Origin of the sequence: Mariprofundus ferrooxydans PV-1 (assembly GCF_000153765.1) — a bacterium.
Taxonomy (GTDB): domain Bacteria; phylum Pseudomonadota; class Zetaproteobacteria; order Mariprofundales; family Mariprofundaceae; genus Mariprofundus; species Mariprofundus ferrooxydans.
Map to the genome: position 1 here is coordinate 371,995 of NZ_DS022294.1, position 21,701 is coordinate 393,695.

The 21,701-nt window shown below is 52.3% G+C and carries 19 protein-coding genes; 9 read left to right on the forward strand and 10 right to left on the reverse strand.

Annotated elements, in window-relative coordinates:
- Positions 1 to 27 precede the first annotated feature (27 nt).
- From SPV1_RS14695 to SPV1_RS01660, 3 genes are read left to right on the forward strand one after another with little or no spacing between them, the layout of a single operon-like run.
- Positions 28 to 150 (forward strand): hypothetical protein, encoded by a 123-nt coding sequence (locus SPV1_RS14695; protein ID WP_268766536.1) that lies wholly within the window; start codon positions 28 to 30, stop codon positions 148 to 150.
- On the forward strand, positions 147 to 2,480 hold the full coding sequence (locus SPV1_RS01655) for a glycoside hydrolase family 15 protein (protein ID WP_009849344.1): 2,334 nt from the start codon (positions 147 to 149) through the stop codon (positions 2,478 to 2,480). The genes SPV1_RS14695 and SPV1_RS01655 overlap by 4 nt, the downstream gene beginning before the upstream one ends.
- Positions 2,481 to 2,504: 24 nt before the next feature.
- Positions 2,505 to 3,296 (forward strand): SDR family oxidoreductase, encoded by a 792-nt coding sequence (locus tag SPV1_RS01660; protein WP_009849345.1) that lies wholly within the window; start codon positions 2,505 to 2,507, stop codon positions 3,294 to 3,296.
- A 113-nt stretch (positions 3,297 to 3,409) separates the two neighbouring features.
- On the opposite strand, the gene SPV1_RS01665 is transcribed toward SPV1_RS01660, so the two are convergent.
- Positions 3,410 to 4,375: an ion transporter gene (locus tag SPV1_RS01665; protein WP_009849346.1), complete on the reverse strand. Its 966-nt coding sequence runs from the start codon at positions 4,373 to 4,375 to the stop codon at positions 3,410 to 3,412.
- A 138-nt stretch (positions 4,376 to 4,513) separates the two neighbouring features.
- Between SPV1_RS01665 and SPV1_RS01670 the strand changes: the two genes are divergently transcribed.
- Complete coding sequence (locus tag SPV1_RS01670) at positions 4,514 to 5,218, forward strand: glycerophosphodiester phosphodiesterase family protein (protein WP_009849347.1); 705 nt, start codon at positions 4,514 to 4,516, stop codon at positions 5,216 to 5,218.
- 186 nt (positions 5,219 to 5,404) lie between these two features.
- Here SPV1_RS01670 and SPV1_RS01675 read toward each other — a convergent pair whose 3' ends face one another.
- The 5 genes from SPV1_RS01675 to SPV1_RS01695 all read right to left on the reverse strand — a co-directional run bounded on the left by SPV1_RS01675 (position 5,405) and on the right by SPV1_RS01695 (position 9,521).
- On the reverse strand, positions 5,405 to 5,665 hold the full coding sequence (locus SPV1_RS01675; RefSeq protein ID WP_009849349.1) for a hypothetical protein: 261 nt from the start codon (positions 5,663 to 5,665) through the stop codon (positions 5,405 to 5,407).
- 633 nt (positions 5,666 to 6,298) lie between these two features.
- Positions 6,299 to 7,411, reverse strand: coding sequence for a tetratricopeptide repeat protein (locus SPV1_RS01680; RefSeq protein ID WP_009849350.1), 1,113 nt, complete (start codon positions 7,409 to 7,411; stop codon positions 6,299 to 6,301).
- Positions 7,412 to 7,601: 190 nt separating this feature from the next.
- Positions 7,602 to 8,255 carry a hypothetical protein gene (locus SPV1_RS14440; RefSeq protein ID WP_009849351.1) on the reverse strand — a complete coding sequence of 218 codons (654 nt, stop codon included), beginning with the start codon at positions 8,253 to 8,255 and terminating at the stop codon, positions 7,602 to 7,604.
- Between the two features lie 135 nt (positions 8,256 to 8,390).
- Positions 8,391 to 9,179 (reverse strand): DUF2145 domain-containing protein, encoded by a 789-nt coding sequence (locus tag SPV1_RS01690; protein ID WP_040881388.1) that lies wholly within the window; start codon positions 9,177 to 9,179, stop codon positions 8,391 to 8,393.
- 9 nt (positions 9,180 to 9,188) lie between these two features.
- Complete coding sequence (locus SPV1_RS01695) at positions 9,189 to 9,521, reverse strand: hypothetical protein (RefSeq protein ID WP_081441953.1); 333 nt, start codon at positions 9,519 to 9,521, stop codon at positions 9,189 to 9,191.
- A 146-nt stretch (positions 9,522 to 9,667) separates the two neighbouring features.
- Here SPV1_RS01695 and SPV1_RS01700 point away from each other — a divergent pair, with 146 nt between their 5' ends.
- Both SPV1_RS01700 and SPV1_RS01705 read left to right on the forward strand, forming a co-directional pair.
- Positions 9,668 to 10,408 (forward strand): helix-turn-helix domain-containing protein, encoded by a 741-nt coding sequence (locus tag SPV1_RS01700; RefSeq protein WP_009849354.1) that lies wholly within the window; start codon positions 9,668 to 9,670, stop codon positions 10,406 to 10,408.
- A 126-nt stretch (positions 10,409 to 10,534) separates the two neighbouring features.
- Positions 10,535 to 12,142 (forward strand): YiiX/YebB-like N1pC/P60 family cysteine hydrolase, encoded by a 1,608-nt coding sequence (locus SPV1_RS01705; protein WP_152909351.1) that lies wholly within the window; start codon positions 10,535 to 10,537, stop codon positions 12,140 to 12,142.
- Between the two features lies 1 nt (position 12,143).
- Here SPV1_RS01705 and SPV1_RS01710 read toward each other — a convergent pair whose 3' ends face one another.
- From SPV1_RS01710 to speB, 4 genes are all read right to left on the reverse strand, one after another.
- Positions 12,144 to 12,377 carry a thioredoxin domain-containing protein gene (locus SPV1_RS01710; protein ID WP_040881390.1) on the reverse strand — a complete coding sequence of 78 codons (234 nt, stop codon included), beginning with the start codon at positions 12,375 to 12,377 and terminating at the stop codon, positions 12,144 to 12,146.
- Between the two features lies 1 nt (position 12,378).
- A complete protein-coding gene (locus SPV1_RS01715) occupies positions 12,379 to 13,659 on the reverse strand; it encodes a DEAD/DEAH box helicase (RefSeq protein ID WP_009849357.1) in 1,281 nt (426 codons plus the stop codon).
- 253 nt (positions 13,660 to 13,912) lie between these two features.
- A complete protein-coding gene (locus SPV1_RS01720; protein WP_009849358.1) occupies positions 13,913 to 16,894 on the reverse strand; it encodes a PAS domain S-box protein in 2,982 nt (993 codons plus the stop codon).
- Between the two features lie 113 nt (positions 16,895 to 17,007).
- Positions 17,008 to 17,844 (reverse strand): agmatinase, encoded by an 837-nt coding sequence (gene speB, locus SPV1_RS01725; protein WP_009849359.1) that lies wholly within the window; start codon positions 17,842 to 17,844, stop codon positions 17,008 to 17,010.
- A gap of 132 nt (positions 17,845 to 17,976) precedes the next feature.
- Between speB and SPV1_RS01730 the strand changes: the two genes are divergently transcribed.
- From SPV1_RS01730 to SPV1_RS01740, 3 genes are all read left to right on the forward strand, one after another.
- On the forward strand, positions 17,977 to 19,191 hold the full coding sequence (locus SPV1_RS01730; RefSeq protein WP_009849360.1) for a saccharopine dehydrogenase family protein: 1,215 nt from the start codon (positions 17,977 to 17,979) through the stop codon (positions 19,189 to 19,191).
- A gap of 148 nt (positions 19,192 to 19,339) precedes the next feature.
- Entirely contained in the window at positions 19,340 to 20,473 is a 1,134-nt protein-coding gene (gene nspC / locus SPV1_RS01735) for a carboxynorspermidine decarboxylase (protein WP_009849361.1), read from the forward strand.
- Positions 20,474 to 20,734: 261 nt separating this feature from the next.
- On the forward strand, positions 20,735 to 21,661 hold the full coding sequence (locus SPV1_RS01740; RefSeq protein ID WP_009849363.1) for a DMT family transporter: 927 nt from the start codon (positions 20,735 to 20,737) through the stop codon (positions 21,659 to 21,661).
- Positions 21,662 to 21,701 lie beyond the last annotated feature (40 nt).

Below are 21,701 nucleotides of genomic sequence, written 5' to 3' on the forward strand. Positions count from 1 at the left end.
AAATGGTTCTCTAACAAGGAGAAGTACATGAACAGCAACCACCCGACCATCAGCCTGAGATCAAAAATACCTTTACCGGTCAGTGAAGACTATACCACCGCGGGAGCAATGCCTGACCCGCTTCCACTTGCTCTGGCAGCCACGGCATGAAGGCCCCGCAGGCAGCCTCACCGCACCCTACATGGGCTTATGCCGGTAAGGATATCGTGGGCACCGGTCTCGGCTCTTCACGTCTGTGGTTTACTGTCGCACGGGGTATCGTCACGGAAGTGTACTATCCGCGCATTGATATCCCGCAAATCAGGGACCTCGGTTTCATTATTGCTGACGATCAGGGGTTCTGGGTCGAACTGAGCCGACTGGGCTGCTACGAAGTAAGCCTGCCCGCTCCGGGAGTACCCGCCGTTACAATCATTCACCGGCATCCGCGTTTTACCTTCACGCTACAAATCTGCCCTTCACAACAGCGCGATACGCTGCTGCTGCGTTACAGACTCGAAGGCGACAAAAACCTGCGACCCTACGCTCTTCTGGCTGCCCGTCTGGGCGGGGATGCGGAAAACAACCGGGCATTCGTCGGCAAACACAACGGACGCACCACCCTATGGGCTGAGCAGGGACCTTTCGGCCTGGCACTGGTGGCGGCGAATGAAACAGGCGCCTCCGACGCCTGGGGACGCTGCTCCGCAGGCTGTCTCGAAGCCAGCGACGGATGGCAGGATTTTAACAGGAACGGGCGCATGACGTGGCAGCACGACAGCGCAGGACCTGGCGCAGTCTGCCTTTTGGGCGAACTGCCGGCGCATCAGACCACCCTCGCCCTCGGTCTGGGAACCAGTAAGGAGTCGGCGGCGACGCTGGCCGTGGCAAGTCTGATGGAAGATTTTTCAACGACATGGGACAAACAATGCCGAGCATGGAAAGAGTGGATGAAAGGGTGCCAATTTCCCGATTTACCCGCCCCTCTGCGCGAGATACTGGCGCTCTCCGGCATGGTGCTCAAAACACATCAGGATCGCACCTATGCCGGCGCTACGGTGGCAAGCCTCGCTATCCCCTGGGGCGAATCCAGCCAGAGTCGTGGCGGTTATCATCTGGTGTGGTGTCGCGATCTGGTGGAGACCGCCGGCGCGATGGTGGCGATGGGGGCGCTCGAGGATGCCCGCGACGTACTGCGTTATCTGATTGCCACGCAGCAGGAGGACGGGCACTGGTTACAGAACCAGTGGCTGGGAGGCACCCCGTTCTGGCAGGGCATCCAGCTTGATGAGGCGGCATTCCCTGTGCTGCTGGCATCCGCTTTGCGTGAGCAGGGTGCACTGGACGGCATTCCGATTACCGACATGGTGCGAAGGGCGCTTACCTTCATTGCCCGCGAGGGCCCTGCCACCGGCCAGGACCGATGGGAGGAGGACCCCGGCGTCAACACCTTCACCGTCGCCATCGCTATTGCGGCGCTGGTGGAGGGCAGTACATTTCTCGATGGCGAGGCGCGGCAATTTGCACTCCTGCTTGCCGACAACTGGAATGCCAGACTCGATGACTGGACGGTAGTAACGGACACACCTCTGGCGCGACGTCTCGGGGTCTCGGGCTATTATATCCGGACAGCGCCAGCAGATGTGCTGGTACATGACGGTGCCAAGTCGGAGCATATTCTGATCAAGAACCGTGCTATTGACCCGGATTTACCCGCCAATGAACAGATTGGAACGGACTTCCTGCAACTGGTGCGCTACGGATTGAGACAACCTGACGACCCGGTCATTGTCGACAGCCTGAAAGTCGTCGATCAATTACTCAAAACAGAAACACCCAACGGCCCCGTCTGGCACCGCTACAACGGTGATGGCTACGGTGAACACAATGACGGCAGCGCTTTCGACGGCAGCGGTCGCGGTCGTGGCTGGCCGCTATTGAGCGGCGAGCGCGGTCATTATGCTCTGCTGGCAGGAGAAGACCCCCTGCCCTATCTCAAATCCATGGCAGCCATGACCGGTTCTGCAGGTTTGTTGCCGGAACAGGTATGGGACTGGGTAGCGATGCCCGAGCATCATCTGGAAACGGGCAAACCCAGCGGTTCCGCTATGCCGCTGGTTTGGGCGCACGCCGAATTTATCAAGCTGTGCTACAGTCGTGCGACGGGCTACCCTGTGGATCGGCCTGTTGCCACATGGAACCGTTATCAGGGAAGGCGGCCGGAAATTTCTCATACAATCTGGGGTCCGCGCTATCGCCCCCGCCGTATAGAGGCGGGTAGTCAATTCACCATTGCACTCAGGGCGCCAGCTCGTGTGCACTGGGGCACGAACGGCTGGCAACATATTCAGGACATTGATACACGGGATACCGGGATTGGCGTGCATGTGGTGGATCTTCCTCTCACCGAACTCGACGCCGGGGAGAGCGTTCAATTCACCTTCTACTGGCCGGACCGGAAAGAGTGGGAAGGCCGGGATTACACAATGCAGATTATCTGAAACCGGGACAAACAGGAGAGCAATGTGATTGCAATCGAACTCAATGGCCGCAAGGCACTGATAACCGGCGGGGATTCGGGGCTGGGCGCGGCGACGGCAAAATCTCTTGCCCAGGCTGGCGCCGATGTCGCCATCACCTATCGCTACCAATCCGCCGCCGCAGAAAAAGTGGCTGCTCAAGCGGAATCATTCGGCGTTAAGGCCCACACGTTTCAACTGGATAACATTGCAAGCAAGGAGGATGTAGACGCACTCTTCCGACAAGTGGATGAAAAGCTCGGCGGCCTGGATATTCTCGTCAATAATGCCGGCACGGACGGCCCGCGTGCGCTTTGCGCCGACAGCGACATTGAGGCCTGGCGTCAAGTCGTCGAGATCGACCTCTTCGGCCCCTACTACTGCGCCCGCAAGGCTGTGCAACTGATGCGTAGTAAACAGGATCGCGGGGTGATTATTAATACCAGCTCCGTCCACGAGTATATCCCCTGGGCCGGGTACAGTGCATACACCAGCGCCAAGGCCGGATTGAGCATGTTCAGCAAGACACTGGCGCAAGAAGTGGCACCTGTTGGTATCCGGGTTATTGCGATCGCCCCCGGCGCGATAAAAACCCCGATCAATGCCAACGTCTGGCAAGACCCCAAAGGGCTGGCGGACCTCGATGATAAAATACCGATGGGCCGGGTAGGCGAGCCCGACGAGATCGGTCATGCGATTGCTTTCCTGTGCAGTGATCTCGCCAGCTACATCACCGGAGTCACGATTCCGGTCGATGGCGGCATGTTACTTTATCCGGATTTCCGTCAGGGCGGCTGATTCATCATGCAGCCTATCCATGCTATGTTGCTACCGCAGCCTTTGACGCCATGCCCATGGCATCAAAGTATTTGCTCCTGCCCGCTACAGTCACCCAAAGTCCGACTAGGCTTCTAGGAGCCGGACAGCTTCTTGCCGCAATGCGGACAATGGCTGCTCTCCAGCTCACACATCAACGCAAATTCTGCACGGGTGACGGCCTGCGCATCTTCAGGGTCAAGACCAAGGCGCTTACGCATATCTTCCAGATGTTTCTGCTCCTCAGGTGTGATAAACCCGTCCTCCAGCGCTTCACGCACGCTGTTCTGGAACATGTCCCGCCGTTTTTGCAGCTCACGTGTGAAACCCGAGGCGATAATACCCGCAGGCATGGCGGCCATGCCAACACCGAGAATAGTGATGGCAACAGCAAACATTTTGCCGGCAACCGTAATCGGGATGGTATCGCCGTAGCCGACCGTGGTCAGCGTAACAGCCGCCCACCACATGGCGTGGGGAATGCTCCCGAATGCTTCCGGCTGGACATCGTGCTCAACCACGTACATGCCGCCTGCAGCCAGCACAATCAGCACCATTAAAATAAACATGGCGGAAGCCAGCACCGGGCCCTCCTGGCGAATAACCTGAATCAGCACTTCCAGCGAACGAAAGTGCCGCGTCAGCTTGAATACCCGCAGCAAGCGCAGCACGCGCAAGAAACGCGTATCCAGCGCCGTAAACATGGACAGATAAAAGGGCAGAATTGCAGCGAGATCCACAACAGCCATAAAACTGACCATGTAGCGCAGACGACCGCGCACAGGCCGATAATAGCGCGTTTCCTCGACGCACACCCACAAACGCAGCAGGTATTCCAGCGTGAACACCAATACTGAAAAGGTTTCAAATCTATCGAAAAACAGGCGGTGGGCGGCATACACAGATTCAACCGACTCCAGAACAATGGCAATGACATTACCGACAATCAGCAGAAGAATAAAACCGTTGAATATTCTCCCCGACAGCGAGTGTTCGCCCTCCACCAATGTGTAGACCTGCTGACGCAGGTTATGCAGTACAGGTGAGGTCATATGTGCCATATATCAACCCTATGTGCGTCCGTATTCATTGCAAGAGGAGCCCTGTGCAAGCATCTCATCGCCCTGCGGCCACCCTGCAGGTAAGAATACACCCTCAGCTGCTTGCCATTATTTTCAAGGCAGGCAGCTTTGTTAGCGATGGGTCATATGGCGAATAATCCTGCGACATACTTGGTTGCCCACCGCGGCGATCGGGCTGGCGGCGTGGAGAACACGCTTGCCGCTTTCGTCCATGCCGCTCGTGCCGGAGCGCGCTTTGCCGAATGTGATATTCAGTTCACCTGCGAACTGATACCTGTCGTGCTGCATGACAACACTCTCGGACGCCTGTGCGACCGGGAAGATCTGTGTGTCGGCGACACCGATCTCTCCGCATTGACGGTGGCATGCAGCCCCCGCTTTGAATTACTCACACTAAAAGCCTTGCTACAGTGGCTGCGCAAGCAGCCGCAGCTGACGCTGTTTGTCGAAGTCAAACCGGACATTCTTCACAGGCTCAGCCCCACCGTCGTGGCCGACCTGTTGGCCGAAGCCCTCCCGGCAGATCAGCTGCAGCAGCTGGTAGTGATCAGCGAATCCGGTCCCATCATTGATGCCTGCAAAACGCAGCTTGGCTGCCGCACCGGCTGGGTATCGGAAACGGCTCATCAGCCTGAGAGTGTCATCGATTACGTGTTCATGCCGTACAGCCGCACAGCCGAAATAGAGGCATGGCATGCAAGAGGCGTCAAAGTCGGCCTGTATACGATCAACAGCCCGGATCTGGCCAGCGCGCTGTTGGCACAGCACGCCGACCTGGTTGAAACCGACCATTTTACGCACATGTCGGCTTTACTTGCCTGATGAAGCACAGGCGAAGGCAAGCTCACCACTGACCGGAAAGAGGCAGAGAAGGTGCTGCAGCTGACCGGCAAAACGATACCGCCACCGCACAAGGCCGATACCAGCCGGATCGCATTAACCCCTGCCGCCAAAGCCTGATTTAATCATAAGCCGCTTGTACGACCAACCAAACCCAATCAGTCAGGTTTATTGGGTAGCGTATTGTTTGTCTCGTTTTAAATCTTCAACCCAAATAACGTCTGCTGGCCCAATCACGCCATCGTACAACCATTTCTTCTTGTGCTCTTTCATATCATAGGCATACAAAGAGCCACCATAACCAAATGAGGTGCGGTTTTTTCTCACAAACAGGACATCCGTTTCTGGAGCATAAAATACTGGGACCTCACATACCGCCCCATCCATTTTTAATATGCTCATCGTTCCACAGACTTTGATGCTTGCCATCAAGGCTAGTCAGGACATACGGGTTCTCAGACTTTCGAACAGTAAAGAAAATATAATTATTGTATTTCCCTCTCCAGCACAACAACTCTTTTCGAGAAACGAACCACATTCGCGGAATACATTCACCAATCGGAGATGGCTTATACTCAAGGGTATTCAAATCAATCTCGTAGGTTTCATTTTCATACCCTTCCGGACCTGCAGCAACGACCCTGTCTTTTGAAACCGGAACGGGAAGGAAAGTTCCATTGTGGGCTCTGACAGATCGTTCAAGCACCTTCGTTACGGATATACAGGATGCACATCCAAATTCGCGATGCATAAAAACTCACGTGAATCCTTATCTGGTTTGGAAACAAAGAGCAATTTATTTTGCCCCCTAGAGCTATAGGGTATGTTCCCTGCACAAGTCTTGTTGCTTTCCAACTTGTTATGCTTCAAAGCTTCCAGAGACGCCTTCGCAGCTAGGGGATATAATCGCTGGGGCGATGACTCAGGTTAATCAAAATATTCAGCGACTGCAGAAATGGGCATTAAAAGATCGAGAAACAATATTTTAACCGTGGCTTTACTCATTCAACAAATCACACCCTTTTTTATATAGATACTGAATGTCCGCTTTGAAGCAGTCATTCAAATCCCATACCTTCGCATATAATCTTTGGCTGATTCATAACCGTTGTTTGCAGACTTCCGAATCCACTCACTTCCGATAGCTTCATCCTTTTGGGTACCACGACCTGTTATGTAACATATCCCCAGATTAAATTGAGCCTGAGCATCACCACCCGTGGCTCCTTTTTTATACCACTCAAATGCAGTGGTATTGTTCTGGCGTACTCCTCTGCCTTTGTCATAAATCACACCCATATAGGTTTGGCCCACGGCAAATCCTTTTTCAGCAGATTTCTTGTACCATTTAATAGCCTCATCCATATTTCGGGCAACGCCAGTGCCATCTTCAAAAAGCATACCATATCTAAACATTGCTTCTGGGTTGCCACTTTCTGCAGCGCTTAAATATACGGACACATCTTTATCAAGTTTACTATTGGCTAGCCTTGCCTGCTCTTGCTTTACCATAGGCAATGCGCGTTTTGCTGCGGCATGCCCTTGAGATGCAGCTTTTTCCATCCAAATAATCGCCTCATCAATATCTATGGCAACACCATTACCCTGCCCATAGGCAATGGATAAATTATACTGAGCATTCGCGTACCCACTGTTTGCTGCACGAATTAACCAATCTGCACCTTCACTATAATTTTGGGTTACCCCTCGGCCTTCATAGTACATTACTCCCAATGTTGCTTGAGCGGATGCATTGCCATCTATTGCCATGGTTTTAATTTCATCGATTCCACTTTTGTCGCTGTCTTCCCAACGATACCCGGAAGTCAGCAGGCAATAAACAAACCGGTTAGTAACCTTTTCATCTCGCAAGGCATTAAATAGAGACTTGCCCGGTCTCAATACACCATCATCGCTCTCAGATATGTTTTTTGCCCCGGAAAGTGAGCCGCGCCAGAGAAAGCCTTTAGTGTCTCTGTCATGGAGCATTACGCCCATCAATTCTTCATTAAAGCCAGTCAAAGAACGTCTTTCCCCTGTAGCATCATTCAGGCAAATATTTTGAAAGTGCACTCGCTCTTCTTTGGATGATTTGTCAGGACCGACCAAACCCAGCGCTGAAGCGCTTCCCAAGAATGAAAAATATACTAATATCGTAAGTACGACCTTCATCATAATTCGCGCTCTCTATTTAGAAAAGAATGTGGATCAAACTGTATCAATTCCGAAGTCCGAAGGCCGCTTAGGATTGGTGTTTTCCATTCGTGTCCTCCTGCCCAAGTTGATTGTAGATGAGAATGGCAGGTTGCCAAGAAAAAGCTAAGCTCAGCCCATGAAACCAGTGACGGAGAACGCCCCCCTGTAGTCACTCGCGCAGAGAATACGGCGAGCCAAAATACCTGGTATCGAGTAATCGGTAGGTAATTTCTCGACCCTTAAGAAACTTGAACTTGGTTTTATATTGCTCTTCATGCCGGAGAAAGTTGTCTTTGCCTTCTGTGTAGTAACGCCAGGGGATAGGAGTCTGCAGGCAATCCAGAAACATATTACCAATATAGATAACTTCATTCGCAGCTACTTCAAAAGTGCCACCGGGATAACTGCCTCCATTCACAAGCTTATCACGTCCGGCACGAAAGTAGCCGACGTCACGAACGGATCTTGCAGCCTTCACCGACCACCCGGTGAAGGCATACTTACCGGGCTTCACCATGAAGCCATAGCTAAGAAATTTGTTATCTACAAACAGGCGCGATGGTGACTCAAGAAAAATTTTGGAATACTTGCCCTGCTGTTCACCAACAGGAACTTTTTCGAATTTAAGGCTTGCCAGCTGGGCATTCTCAAAACTTCCGCAGCCCCACCGACGGCCCCAATTCACATCTAGAAGAACCACTCCCATCTCGTTTGATTTCTTCAGATAATCATTTTTCTTGAGCTCAGCCGCCCCGGAACATGCGGCACTAACGCACAGTGAGCACACAACAGGAACAATGACCTTTGAAAACCGCAATCCCATGCACCACTCCCTTTAAAGTAATCGATTATTGCTAATAACTATGCACTCTCGAACAAGTAATTTGACCGAATCCAGTTACTCTTGCCGGCAACCGAAGCCGACCCCGTGTTGCCGGGGCCGGCGAACCGTTGAGAATCACTGGGTAATCACCAGCTTTTCCTGAACCAGGCCGTACTGACTCATGTAGCGCTCTATAGTTGTAAACGATGCCGTCTGAATTCCACCTTTCTGGTCCGTCGTTTTGAGGTCGGGCATTGTTAAAATACCCGCCAACAGCTTTAGCGGAGGAATCTTTACTGGCTGTGCTTTGAAGTAGGCTCTTTCATTTACCTTAATCAACCTGACATCATCGGTTTGATAGAGCGCTGCCTCGATCACATCCAGTGTATACTCGGTACAGTTCTGGTACTTGCTGTTATACGGGTTAGCCACAACAGAATAGTCGGCATTATGCAACTTGCGGTAGGTGTCGGAGGCAATAACCTGAAGCAAACGCTTCTGCAACTCCGGTTTTGGTATGATAATACCGGTCTTCAGCTCATAGACTCCGGCAAAAAAATCTACCGGATAGTCCGTCACCAAATGGCTGATGTCCGGGCGCTTATCATCCTGATAAAGGTTATAAATTGCATAGCCGGGAAGGGTACGTCCATCATTTGTCTTGATCATGGAGTACACACCAAATGCCACATGCGTGTATTCAAAACCATCCGGCATGTCTGAAGCCGGTCTGCCGGCCCGTGCCAAAATAAATACCCGCGCCCCCTTCCCAGCCATTACTTTTTCTACTTTCTTGGCAAACGACACGATCTGTCCTGACTCGAACTGCGGCTCCGCATGCGCCGTACTGCCGGCATAGGCAGGCATTGCCATACAAACACTCAGGCACAGAGTAATGATTAGTTTTTTAACTACTGATTTCATTTTCGCCTCCTATTCCTTGTGGCCGTACAGTGCTTCACTCGGCGCAGGACCTGCCGTTACCGTTTCCTCGGAAATGCTTAACGGCCTGTCGAAGTCACTATCAGCCTGCTTCAGCAGTGCAGCCCCGGACTGCGTACTGGCCGCCCCCACAGCACCCGCAGCCACCATCGGTATGGCAATTGCTGCCGAGGTTAGTTGCGCCCCGGCTACAACAGCATGGCCGGATGCCTGCACGGAGTGATTCAAAGCCTGACCGGAGTGCCGGACACTGCCTTGGGCCATCGCCTGCTGCCCACCTGCCATCACTGCCAATACCATTGAGATCATCATCATTTTTTTCATCGTCATTCTCCTTGCTCTTTTTTATCGCCTTGCGACGGCTGGAATGGTGACCAAGGGAGCATCATGATGAAATCTGTTTGTGATATGTATCACAATAGTCTATCTTTGGCATAATACTTTTATACTTATATCGTTTTGGAGAGAAAATGAACAACGCCAAGGCCGCGATTGACACACTGAAAAAAGCCCTGAAACTGGCAGGCTACACATATGCGGATGTAGCCCGCCAACTTGACCTTAGCGAAGCCAGCGTTAAAAAAATGTTTGCAAACTACCATTTCACGCTCAAGCGCATTGACCAGGTATGCGAGTTAATCGACATGGACTTCATTGACCTGGTTCGCCTGTTTGATGCACAGCGACAATGCATTTCAACCCTGAAAATAGAGCAGGAACAGGAGTTGATAAGAGATAAACGCCTGTTCCTCATCGCTCTGTGCTCCAGGAACCACTGGACCTTTGATGAGATACTGGGGTCCTTCAACTTCACCAGGGTTGAGCTATTGCAATACCTGCGCAGGCTCGAACAACTACAACTGCTGGAGTTGCACCCGAATAACCGTATTAAATTACGCGTAGCAGAAGACTTCCGCTGGATTCCGCATGGGCCGATCGAAACATTCTTCGAACAGCACCTGCTAAATGAATTTCTGCATGCTAACTTTGATCAAGCCGGTGACATCAAGCTATACCTGCATGGTGGCTTGTCGCCGACAGCCCAAGCAAGCCTTATGCAGCGCCTGAATGTACTGGCACATGAGTTCTCAGAGTTGCAAAAGGAGAGTGTCTCCTGCCCAGTATCGGAGAAACACAATGTCGGGCTATTGCTTGCATTACGTGAGTGGGAGCCGAAAATATTCGCAACTCAGCGGAAATCCGCTTCCTGACAGAGCCGGTGAACGGGGTAAGGCGACAACCGGTAAAGAATCCTCCCTTTACCCTCGCCCCTCATTTCTATTTGACTGCTATAGCCAAAGACACAGTTTACAAAAAGTTTTTGCCTGGAGATACACATGCCTCCCTATAAGCGACCAACCATGAAACACGCCTTTCTTGCAGTATTGCTTTTATTACCGTCCTGCTCCCTCATACTACCCGACACAAAAACAGGCGGGATGCCTGCTGCAAAAGTATGCTGGCAAAACACCCCATCCAGATTCGGGCACACACAAGCCTCCATGAGCCCGCTGTTAAATGACAACATTGAGGCATATAAAACACTCGTCGAAGAATCTCTTGTGCACCGTGAAACGGCTATCCGTGTCATGCTGCAGCTACGGAGAGAGGGAAAAATTGATGGAAATGTACCGTTAAGCGGCTATGACCTTGATCTGCTTAATCAGGGGATGATGGACCACCTGAGCCTGCGCCATAAACTGTATGAGGTGGCTTACGCCCAAAGCTGCTGGCCGACGCCCTCAAAAAGAGTATATCAGCAGTTGCAAATGGAGCCTCTTACGAAAGAAAACCAGTTAAAAGGTACAATGCTCTCACTCTCTGCCGCGCTTATTCTTTATGACAATTACCTGATGATGAGCTCACTATATGAAGAGAACACCAAACTGCGCCGCTTCCTGAACCACAAAGACCCTGCTTATGCCAAAGGCCGAAATGCACTTGAGCGACTGGCACTCTCATATAGCTCTGGTGTCAAACGAAGGAGGGTCAAGCGTGCCATAGCGTTTTACGAACAAGGATTGCAAAGCGCCTCCCCTCAACTCAATCAGGATGAAAATTTCTCTTATTTAAATTCACTTATCAGGCTAAGCCCATCATATAATATGATGAAAAAGAGGTCTGTCTTAAGTCGTATTGGTGATCACCTGTCTTTTTTAAGCGCGGTGACACAGGATGATCTGGCCGAATTGAAGAGCGAAGGCCTCAATATGTTCAGTGGCCTGTTTGGCAACACCATGGGGTTGATTGAGTCCAGAAAGGGCAAGCTGTACGATAGATCAAACATTCAAATGCAGCTCAGCGATCAGCTACAAGCTGGAGACATTCTGCTGGAAAAGACCCCATTTCGACTTACAGATAAACTGATTCCAGGGCACTGGGGACATGCTGCAATATGGATTGGCAGTGAATCTCAACTAAAGAAGCTGGGCATCTGGAATCACCCGGCCATCATTCCTTACCACAGCAAAATAAGAGCAGGAGCATCAGTGGTAGAAGCACTGCGCTCTGGTGTTCAGATGAATTCAATGCACCATTTTCTCAATGTAGATGACCTGGCAGTTCTGCGCAGCAATCACCTGGACAAGAAAACAAAAATCAAACACATTCTACTTGCCATTAAACAGGTCGGAAAAGATTATGATTTTAATTTTGACGTCGAAACCACCGATAAAATTGTCTGCTCCGAACTGATCTATACGGTCTATACCGATATGAACTGGCCAACTGAAAAAACGCTGGGACGCTATACGATCAGCCCTGATAATGTGGCAAAAAAAGCCGTAAGTGGTCACAGTCTGCATCTGGTGACATTTTATCATGATGGTGTAAAAATCACTTCACACCCGCTTGAGTTAATGGCGCAATTGATGGGCGAGAAGAAAACGATATCCTATGAAACACATCAAACAGGACAGTTGCAACACTTCCGCCATAAATCATAATTTAAAAGGTTGGAATAAGCCTCTTCTGCAACTGATTATCAATCCGCTCGAGTGTGGCATGCAACGTGGCGATGCCATGCACACGAACTACCGGTGCATAAGTACACAGGCTCTGGCACGGGAGCAACTCGCAGGTGATACCGCGATCTTTCAACCCTGCGGCCAACCTGCGGCCGCCATAGTCGCTGCAACGGGGGCCATGGCATACGCCAATAACCCCCGCTTCAACTGACATATCAGGCCTTGCTTGCGGCCCGTGCATTGCGGCCCGGACGGCGGCTGCGGTTACTATGCGGCTTGCGTGGAGAACTTGGATCATGACGCCGCTGTCCACGTTGACCGGGTTTCGGCTCTTTTGCAGCGGCCGCAACATCTTCCGCATCATTGGGTTCAAAGCCCGGCACTACCACCTTGGCAATGGGCTTCTTGATCAGACGCTCAATACCAACCAGCAGCTTCTTTTCATCGCCGGATACCAGCGACAGAGACTCACCGGAATTACCGGCCCGGCCCGTACGACCGATGCGATGTACATAATCTTCGGCAACATGCGGCAGCTCATAGTTAACCACATGCGGCAGGCTATCGATATCCAGGCCGCGGGCGGCGATGTCGGTGGCCACCATCACGCGCACGGAACCGGCCTTGAAACCGGCCAATGCCTTGGTGCGCGCCGTCTGGCTCTTGTTACCATGAATGGCGACAGCAGTGATGCCGTCGCTTTCCAGCTGTGTGGTCAGTTTATTGGCCCCGTGCTTGGTCTTGGTAAATACCAGCACCTGCTGCCAGTCACCCTGCCTGATCAGATGGGAAAGCAGATCCCGTTTTTTGGCCTTGCTAACCGGATGCACCACCTGTGTAACCTGATGGGCAGTCTCGTTGCGTGCGACCTCAACATAGACCGGCGCGTGCAAAAAGCCGTTCGCCAGCTTCTTGATCTCTTCAGAAAACGTTGCCGAGAAAAGCAGGTTCTGGCGCTTCTTGGGCAACATCTTCAGTACCTTGCGGATATCATGAATAAAGCCCATATCGAGCATGCGATCAGCTTCATCCAGCACAAAAAATTCGACATGACCGAGATTGGCCTTGCCCTGCCCGATCAGATCGAGCAGCCGACCCGGCGTCGCCACGAGGATATCGACACCGCGTTGCAGCTTCTGGATCTGCGGATTGATGCCCACGCCGCCAAATACGACAGTAGAGCGTAGCGGCAGGTATTTACCATAGGTGGCGATACTCTCGCCCACCTGCGCAGCCAGCTCACGCGTCGGCGTCAGCACCAGTGCCCGGATAGGATGATTCCGGCTACGTTCAGGATGGGTTTTATGCATCAGCTGCAGCATAGGCAGCGTAAAACCGGCGGTTTTACCTGTGCCGGTCTGAGCGCCGGCGAGCACATCGTGCCCTGCCAGAATCACCGGTATGGAGTTTGCCTGTACAGGCGTAGGGGTTTCATAACCCTGGTCGGCCACAGCGCGAAGTAAATCGGCTGAAAGGCCCAGTTTTTCAAATGACATGTATTAAATATTTCCGTAGCACCCGGACAATAAAAACTCACTGAGAGTGTGGGGTGCCTGTTTGATTTCCGATTCGCCGGCCATCAGTGATTGGCAGGACAGATGAGGGAAAGACAGGCTTACCCTCTGGAGGCGGCGAAGACTGCGCCATTTCGCCAAAAATACAATCATCCGATCATGAACGCTATTTAAGGAAGCGTTGATTTCTCTCTATTCCCTAAAGCAAAAACAGATAAGAGGTATCGTTACTGTCTCATACGGAAGGCAATTGTGCCCTGATCACCTGACTCAGTTTTACAACATTATATGGCTTGGAGAGAACAATCTCATCTGACGGCATTTCATCCTTCAGCGTTTCATCCTTGTCGTAACCGGTTGCAAAGATGATCTTCATATCAGGGCAGAGCGCCCTGATACGCGCTGCAGCCGGCACCCCGCCGAGCTTGGGCATTACGACATCCATAATAATCAGCGCAATATCCATCTCACTGTCCTTGGTTAGTTCGACTGCCTGTAACCCGTCAGACGCCTCCAGCACAGAGTAACCGATGCTCTCCAGCACCTCTCTGCCGGTGCTGCGGATATCAGCATTGTCATCAACAATGAGGATCAACTCACCGTGACCTGGCACCGCTTCAGAAAGAGACTCGGCAACAGCATCAATCTGCTTCTCTTCCAACAACGGTAAATAGATATGGAAGGCGCTCCCACTGCCCGGCGTACTTACCACCTCGATGACACCTCGGTGGCTTTGAATCGCCCCGTAAGCCATAGAAAGCCCCAGGCCTGTACCACGGCCAACATCTTTTGTGGTATAAAACGGGTCAAATATCTGACTCTTATCGGCATCGGTGATGCCGGTGCCATTGTCTTTCACAATCAGATGTGCGAACAACTGACCTTCAATATCGGGATGACTATTCATGAAGTCAGCATCGGCCTGGTACTCTTCAAGGATCAGAGATATCTCGGGCTCCGGAACCCCGGCCACTGCATCTCGCGCATTATTGAGCAGATTCATTACCACCTGCTGCAACTGCGTCGCATCCCCCCTGACCACCAGTTCATCAGAACATATCTCACTATGAAAGGCGATGCTTTCCGGAACCGTTGCCTCATTGAGCTTGGAGGTCTCCTTGATGAATGAAGTCAGTCCGAAAGGATTCATCTGAACATGCCCCTTGCGGGCAAATGTCAGTAGCTGCTGGATCATGTCCGCCGCCCGAAAGCCCAGCGCCTCTACGCTGCTGAGCTTGTGTACTACATCGGGAAAGGCAGCCACCTTCCTTTTCGCCAGATAAAGGTTACCGGTCATGCCCGCCAGCATATTATTAAAATCATGGGCGATACCGCCGACCAGCGTGCCGAGCGCCTCCATTTTCTGAGCCTGACGAAACTTCTCCTCCAGCATTTCATGTGTAGTCATATCCTGCTGGATGCCGACATAGTGGGAAATCTCGCCATTGGCATCCAGAATAGGAGAGATACACATCAGGGCGGGATACTGACTGCCATCCTTGCGGCGATCGACAATGGCGCTGTTCCATATCTCCCCTTTTGAGATCGTTCCCCAAAGGCGCTGGTAAAACTCAGGCGTTTGGTTGCCACTTTTAATCACGCGAGGATTCTTGCCGATCACATCTTCGGCTGTATAACCGGTCATCTTTTCAAATGCCGGATTCACATATTCAATGGTACCCAGCTTATCGGTAATGATAACCGACTCACCCGCCTGATCGACGGCTTGTGACAGCATGCCCAGCAGTACATTGCGGCGCTCTCTCTCCATAATAATGGAGACCAGCCCTGCCGCATTGCCGATATCCGCCAACTGAACACTGTCCGGCGCACACGTATGATCGCAATACATGGCAAACGTACCCAGTATAGCACCATCACTGCCGATAACCGGTTCAGACCAGCACGCATGCAGGCCATATGCCAGAGCCAGTTCCTTATACTCCGCCCACAGCGGGTCAGTCGCTATGTCCTCAACAATAACTCTTTTACCGAAAAAAGCGGCCGTTCCACAGGAGCCGACCGCAGGTCCAATCTTTACACCATCAATCGCCTGGCAATATGCATCAGGGAGGCTCGGAGCACTGCAATGAAACAGGTGACCGCCTTTCAGTCGCAGAATGGACATCCGCATGCCCGGATGAGCAGCCTCATACATTTGGCAAATGGCATCATAAATACCCTGTTCGGCCGAACCCATCGCCGCCATGGCAAAAATCTCGGAACTGCGCTTTACAACATACTCGGCACGCAGGCGTGCTGTAACATCATGTATGATCGAATAGAGCACCTTCTTCGCATGCCAGAAAATAGGCCCGCTGTGCACCTCAACATCCCTGATATCGCCATTGGCCAGCCGATGTTTGAAAATGAAGTGATCCCGTTTCTCCGCGACGGCTAGTGCGATCTCTGCCTTCACCTGCTCATCGGAAAGCGTATTGATCTCTGCAATATTCATCGCCAACAGTTGCGCATTGCTATAGCCGTAAAACTGCTCTGCAGCGCGATTTGCCCGGAGAATACGACCGTCGTCCGGATCAATGATCAGCTCAACGCTTTTATTTCCCTCAAACAGCGCCCGAAACCGTTCTTCACTTTCCGATAACGATGCAGCCGCCACCTGGCTTTGCATACGCAGCTCAAAATTCTGCCTGACATTGCGGTACGTCCTCAGGCCACTAACCAGAATCATTGTGACAAACAATAACAGCATAGCACTCATCACATGGCTAATTTCACTGCCTAAAGTAAAAAAGCGAGCGCTCAGCGGTATAGCGGAAAACAGTACAAAAGCAAAAAAAGCAACCGGCAATGCTGCCATGGAGGTAATGGAACCGACGCAGATCCCGCCGACAATAAAAGCCAGAAAGACCTGATGCATCACTGAGCCTTCTGGAAACAGAACCAGTGCTGCGCTGCCCCAGAGTATGCCCGAGACAACAGAGATTGCGATAAAAGCGCCTTGCCAGAAAGTGGTACCATCCACCTCCGGCTGACTCCTGCGATAAAAAAGGACAAGCAGCAAGCGTGTCACGACCACAGTAGTCATGCAAACCAACCAGAGCATCGCCGAACGATGATCCGTCACACCCCACTCGACAAAAACCAGGACTACCGCATTGATCAATGCCGCCAGGGCAGAGAGTGGCAATGCCTGATACAGCAGCTTAACCTGCTCAAATAGCAGCAACTGCTCCTGCTCTCTTGCAACTTTCAAATCATGACTCCATGTCGGGGAAAAGCCTGTACTCTGATTACATCAGAGCAAACACAATGCCACAGCGATTATAACGATTCAACCAACCAGACTTAACCCCTTATCCTGCAGCTCTAACCTGCGGATGTGATCAGTAGCATCTCACGCACACATTTGGCTGCCAGAACGGATGAACAACCGGATGTGTCCAGCTGCGGCGCCAGTTCAACCGCATCCAGCCCCACAATATCGCACCCCTGCATGGCCTTGATAAAGCGCTGAAAGGTCCACCATTCGATACCGCCCGGCTCCGGCGTACCAGTACCCGGGAAACAGGCGGGATCAAACACATCGAGATCCACGGTCAGGTAGACCGGGCGATCGCCGATCCAGTCGACCAGCTCAATCAGATCGTCTTCGCGGAAGGATGTTAACGTACCGAAGCCCTTCATCAACTCATATTCACGCTGTGTGCCGGAGCGAATACCCAGCTGACGTACATTCTCATCACCAACCAACTCGGAAATACGGCGCATGACACATGCATGTGACAACTCAACACCAAGATAATCATCGCGCTGATCTGCATGTGCATCCAGCTGCACAACAACCAGATCAGGGTACTTCTCAAACACCGACTCAACTGCCGGCAGCGTAATCAGGTGTTCACCGCCGAGCAGGAAGGGAATCACGTCATCGGTCAGGCACTCGTCAACCGCTTCGCGGATGATCGCCAGAACACCTTCGGTATTACCCATCGGCAGCTCCAGATCTCCGGCATCAGCATAGTGAACCGACTCAAGGTCGCTATCGAGATCGGGCGACCAGGTTTCAATACCATCTGAGGCATCACGGATGGCGGAGGGACCGAATCGGGAGCCCGGCCGAAACGATGCCGTGCCGTCAAACGGCGCACCGATAATGCGTATCTCGTGCTCTTCTTTCTGGTCTCTGTCAGTAAAGTCAAACATGGCAGCCAGAGTACGCTTTTCTACAGCATCAGAAAAGGCTGTTTGTTACTCTGGCATGATACCCTTGCGGAGATTAGCCTTCACTCTCCGATTGCAAAACAAGAGCGGAAAATTCCAAAGCAGGTGTTACCCATGAGTAGAGTCCTGATTATCGGCGCCGGTGGCGTCGGACGTGTTGTCACCCATAAGTGCGCACAGAATGCTGATTGTTTCTCCGACATCTGGCTGGCCAGCCGCACTGTTTCCAAGTGCGACCAGATTGCCTCGGAGGTGTCTGAAAAAACCGGCCGCACCATTCACACGGCCGCAGTCGATGCAGATAGTGTGGCGGAGCTGGTGTCGCTGATCAGAAAGGTAAACCCGTTCATGATCATCAATGTTGCCCTCCCCTACCAGGATCTGACCATTATGGATGCCTGCCTGGAAACCGGCGTGCACTATCTGGATACAGCCAACTACGAGCCGCTGGACGAGGCGAAGTTCGAATACAGCTGGCAGTGGGCCTACCGCGAGCGCTTCGAGAAAGCGGGCCTGATGGCACTGCTCGGCTCCGGCTTCGACCCGGGCGTAACCAATGTGTTCTGCGCCTATATGCAGAAGCACCACTTCGACACCATGGATTATGTCGACATCCTCGACTGCAATGGCGGAGACCACGGTTATGCCTTCGCCACCAACTTCAATCCCGAGATCAATATCCGCGAAGTCACCAGCAACGGTCGCTATTTCGAAAACGGTGAGTGGATCGAAACCAAGCCGATGCAGTTTAAAAAGCAGTTCGATTTCGAACAGGTCGGCCCGAAGAACATGTACCTGCTCTACCACGAGGAGATGGAATCGCTCTCGGTTAACCTCAAGGGTGTCAAACGCATGCGTTTCTGGATGACCTTCGGCGATGCCTACCTGAAACATCTGGAGGTATTCCGCAACATCGGCCTGGATTCAATTGAGCCAATCATGTTTGAAGGCCGAGAGATCGTACCAATCCAGTTTCTCAAAGCACTGCTGCCCGATCCGGCAAGTCTGGGCCCGCGCACCGTCGGCAAAACCAATATCGGCGTCATCGTCAAAGGCACTAAAGATGGCAAGCCGGTATCCCGTTATATCTACAACATCTGCGATCATCAGGAGTGCTACAGGGAGACCAATGCACAGGGCGTTTCCTACACCACCGGTGTGCCTGCCATGATCGGAGCAATGATGATGATCCAGGGCAACTGGATGAAAGCGGGCGTATACAATATGGAAGAGTTCGACCCCGATCCGTTTATGGCTGCGCTGAACAAGCAGGGCTTGCCGTGGACCGACATCGAAACAGATATCGACGTCGACGCCCTGCCAGCATAATGAATTCACCACAAAGGACTCAGAGGACACAGAGTAACAGCATTTTTCTTTATGGCGCTTTATCCCGATTAAAACAGGTGATTACGTTTCTCCTGTCATATAACGCTCGTTTTATCCCTCTGAGTCCTCTGTGGTATAAGGCTTCTATATGAGCATTGATATTTCGAGGGTGCCCTCCCCCTGCTACGTGCTGGAAGAGGATAAACTGGTCGGCAACCTGAAACTGCTCAAGCGGGTACAGGAGCAATCCGGCTGCAAGATTATCCTGGCTCTGAAAGGGTATTCGATGTGGTCCACTTTCGACCTGATCAAACAGTACCTGCCCGGCTGCACGGCCAGCTCACTCTATGAGCTGAAACTCTCCGATGAGAAATTCGGCGGTGAGAACCACATCTACTCGGCTGCATTTCGCGATGATGAGTTCGATGAGATATGCAGCATGGCAGGTCATCTGGTATTCAACTCGGTGAATCAGTGGCAACGCTTCGGCGCAAAAGCCGTCGCGGCTGGTGTCTCCTGCGGCATCCGCGTCAATCCGGGCATCGCCGAGGTGGAGACCGACCTCTACAACCCCTGCTTTTCCGGCTCGCGCCTCGGCGTGCGCCCGGAACATCTGCACGGCGCTGATCTTGCCGGCATCGAAGGGATGCATGCCCATGCGTTGTGCGAGAACCTGGCCGATTCGTCGGTCACACTGATCGATGCATTTGAAGCCAGATTTGCCGATTACATCCCGGCACTGAAGTGGGTCAACTTCGGCGGCGGGCATCTGATCACGCACAAGGATTACGATGCGGATAAACTGATTCGCCGCATCCGGGAGTTCAAGGCAAAGTGGGATGTCGAGGTATATCTGGAGCCGGGCGGCGCCATCGGCTGGCGCACCGGCCCGCTGATTGCATCCGTACTTGATATCGTGCCGACCGATGGCCTGCCTGTTGCCATCCTCGATATCTCAGCCACCGCACATATGCCGGACGTGCTGGAAATGCCCTATCGCCCGGCCGTCACCGGCTCGGGTGGAGCAAACGAAAAACCGCACACCTATCGACTCGGCGGCACATCATGTCTGGCCGGCGATGTGATCGGTGATTATTCGTTTGATGAACCATTGCAAGCCGGAACCCGGCTGGTCTTTGAAGACATGATTCACTACACTATGGTCAAGACCACGATGTTCAACGGCGTGCGTCATCCCGATATCGGCATCTGGCACAGCAACGACAGTTTTGAGTTGGTGCGCCGCTTCACCTATGAGGATTTTCGTGACCGCCTGTCGTGAACACAAGAGCCTCCCCGGCTGGACATATACGCCCGTCGTCGCATAATTCATCGCCTTATGAAAACGCAGACGATATCCAAACACACAGCCCTGTCATGGCTACTGCTGCCATCGACCGCGCTTTCTATTGTCTGATTTTTACTGACTTGTAACAGATCTTACACAGCAATCGCGGAATCTGCATCGCGTTTTGCCTGTGTTTTTTTCACTTCCATCACATGATACGTTTCCGCCGTTGCTCCCCACATACAGGAGTAATATATGAACGCGAGAATCCGTTCGTACATCAATAACAACTACAGCGATCCGTCACTGATACCTGGCCTGCTGCTCGCCGTAGGCGCAGCCCTGGGCTTTTCCATCAAGGCAATTTTCGTCAAACTTGCCTACAACTACGATGTTGATGCCATCACCCTGTTGCTGTTCCGCATGGCATTTGCACTGCCCTTTTTTGTGGTGATCGCAATACGGGAGGAGCACCTGGCAACCGAGCCCGTGGGCTTGCGCAACCTGTTGATGATCGCCCTGCTGGGACTGATCGGCTACTACCTCTCCAGCCTGCTGGATTTTACCGGTTTACAGTACATCACCGCCGGACTGGAGCGGTTGATTCTGTTCATCTACCCGACCATTGTCGTCATCATTTCAACACTCTGTTTCGGTAAGCGGATCACCAGAGAGGCGGTGATTGCGTTATTACTCAGTTATACCGGCATTGCATTTGCCATGTATCACGACCTGCAGCTATCGGGTGAGTCCACCGTGCCCGGTTCACTGCTGATCTTTGCGGCGACAGTGAGTTACTCGCTCTTCCTGGTCGGCAGTGGTGAAATGATACCCAGGGTAGGAGCCAGACGTTTTACCGCTTATGCCATGATCGTCTCATGCCTGGCCGTATTTCTGCAGTTTGCACTGCTGCGGGACGTATCCGACCTGCGGCAGCCGCTCCCGGTGTACGGTTATGGACTGGCGATGGCGCTCTTCTCCACGGTAATCCCTGCCTTTTTGCTCGCTTCAGCCATACAGCGCATCGGCGCCGGCACCACCTCGGTCATAGGGGCACTGGGGCCGGTTGCCACCATCGCCATGGCTGCGTTGGTGTTGAATGAGCCCCTGTCATGGATGCAGGTGGTTGGCGCACTGTTTGTCATTACCGGCATCATGGCTCTGGGGGTGAAGAAGTCTTGATTCCTGAAACTATGTCACGACTATAGAAGCCTGCTGTCCA

Excerpts from the sequence above, each read along its gene's own strand:
- SPV1_RS14695 (WP_268766536.1), top strand. The coding sequence starts at position 28 with ATGAACAGCAACCACCCGACCATCAGCCTGAGATCAAAAATACCTTTA.
- SPV1_RS01655 (WP_009849344.1), top strand. The coding sequence starts at position 147 with ATGAAGGCCCCGCAGGCAGCCTCACCGCACCCTACATGGGCTTATGCC.
- SPV1_RS01665 (WP_009849346.1), bottom strand. The coding sequence starts at position 4,375 with ATGGCACATATGACCTCACCTGTACTGCATAACCTGCGTCAGCAGGTC.
- SPV1_RS01670 (WP_009849347.1), top strand. The coding sequence starts at position 4,514 with ATGGGTCATATGGCGAATAATCCTGCGACATACTTGGTTGCCCACCGC.
- SPV1_RS01675 (WP_009849349.1), bottom strand. The coding sequence starts at position 5,665 with ATGGCAAGCATCAAAGTCTGTGGAACGATGAGCATATTAAAAATGGAT.
- SPV1_RS01680 (WP_009849350.1), bottom strand. The coding sequence starts at position 7,411 with ATGATGAAGGTCGTACTTACGATATTAGTATATTTTTCATTCTTGGGA.
- SPV1_RS14440 (WP_009849351.1), bottom strand. The coding sequence starts at position 8,255 with ATGGGATTGCGGTTTTCAAAGGTCATTGTTCCTGTTGTGTGCTCACTG.
- SPV1_RS01690 (WP_040881388.1), bottom strand. The coding sequence starts at position 9,179 with ATGAAATCAGTAGTTAAAAAACTAATCATTACTCTGTGCCTGAGTGTT.
- SPV1_RS01695 (WP_081441953.1), bottom strand. The coding sequence starts at position 9,521 with ATGAAAAAAATGATGATGATCTCAATGGTATTGGCAGTGATGGCAGGT.
- SPV1_RS01700 (WP_009849354.1), top strand. The coding sequence starts at position 9,668 with ATGAACAACGCCAAGGCCGCGATTGACACACTGAAAAAAGCCCTGAAA.
- SPV1_RS01705 (WP_152909351.1), top strand. The coding sequence starts at position 10,535 with ATGCCTCCCTATAAGCGACCAACCATGAAACACGCCTTTCTTGCAGTA.
- SPV1_RS01710 (WP_040881390.1), bottom strand. The coding sequence starts at position 12,377 with ATGTCAGTTGAAGCGGGGGTTATTGGCGTATGCCATGGCCCCCGTTGC.
- SPV1_RS01715 (WP_009849357.1), bottom strand. The coding sequence starts at position 13,659 with ATGTCATTTGAAAAACTGGGCCTTTCAGCCGATTTACTTCGCGCTGTG.
- speB (WP_009849359.1), bottom strand. The coding sequence starts at position 17,844 with ATGTTTGACTTTACTGACAGAGACCAGAAAGAAGAGCACGAGATACGC.
- SPV1_RS01730 (WP_009849360.1), top strand. The coding sequence starts at position 17,977 with ATGAGTAGAGTCCTGATTATCGGCGCCGGTGGCGTCGGACGTGTTGTC.
- nspC (WP_009849361.1), top strand. The coding sequence starts at position 19,340 with ATGAGCATTGATATTTCGAGGGTGCCCTCCCCCTGCTACGTGCTGGAA.
- SPV1_RS01740 (WP_009849363.1), top strand. The coding sequence starts at position 20,735 with ATGAACGCGAGAATCCGTTCGTACATCAATAACAACTACAGCGATCCG.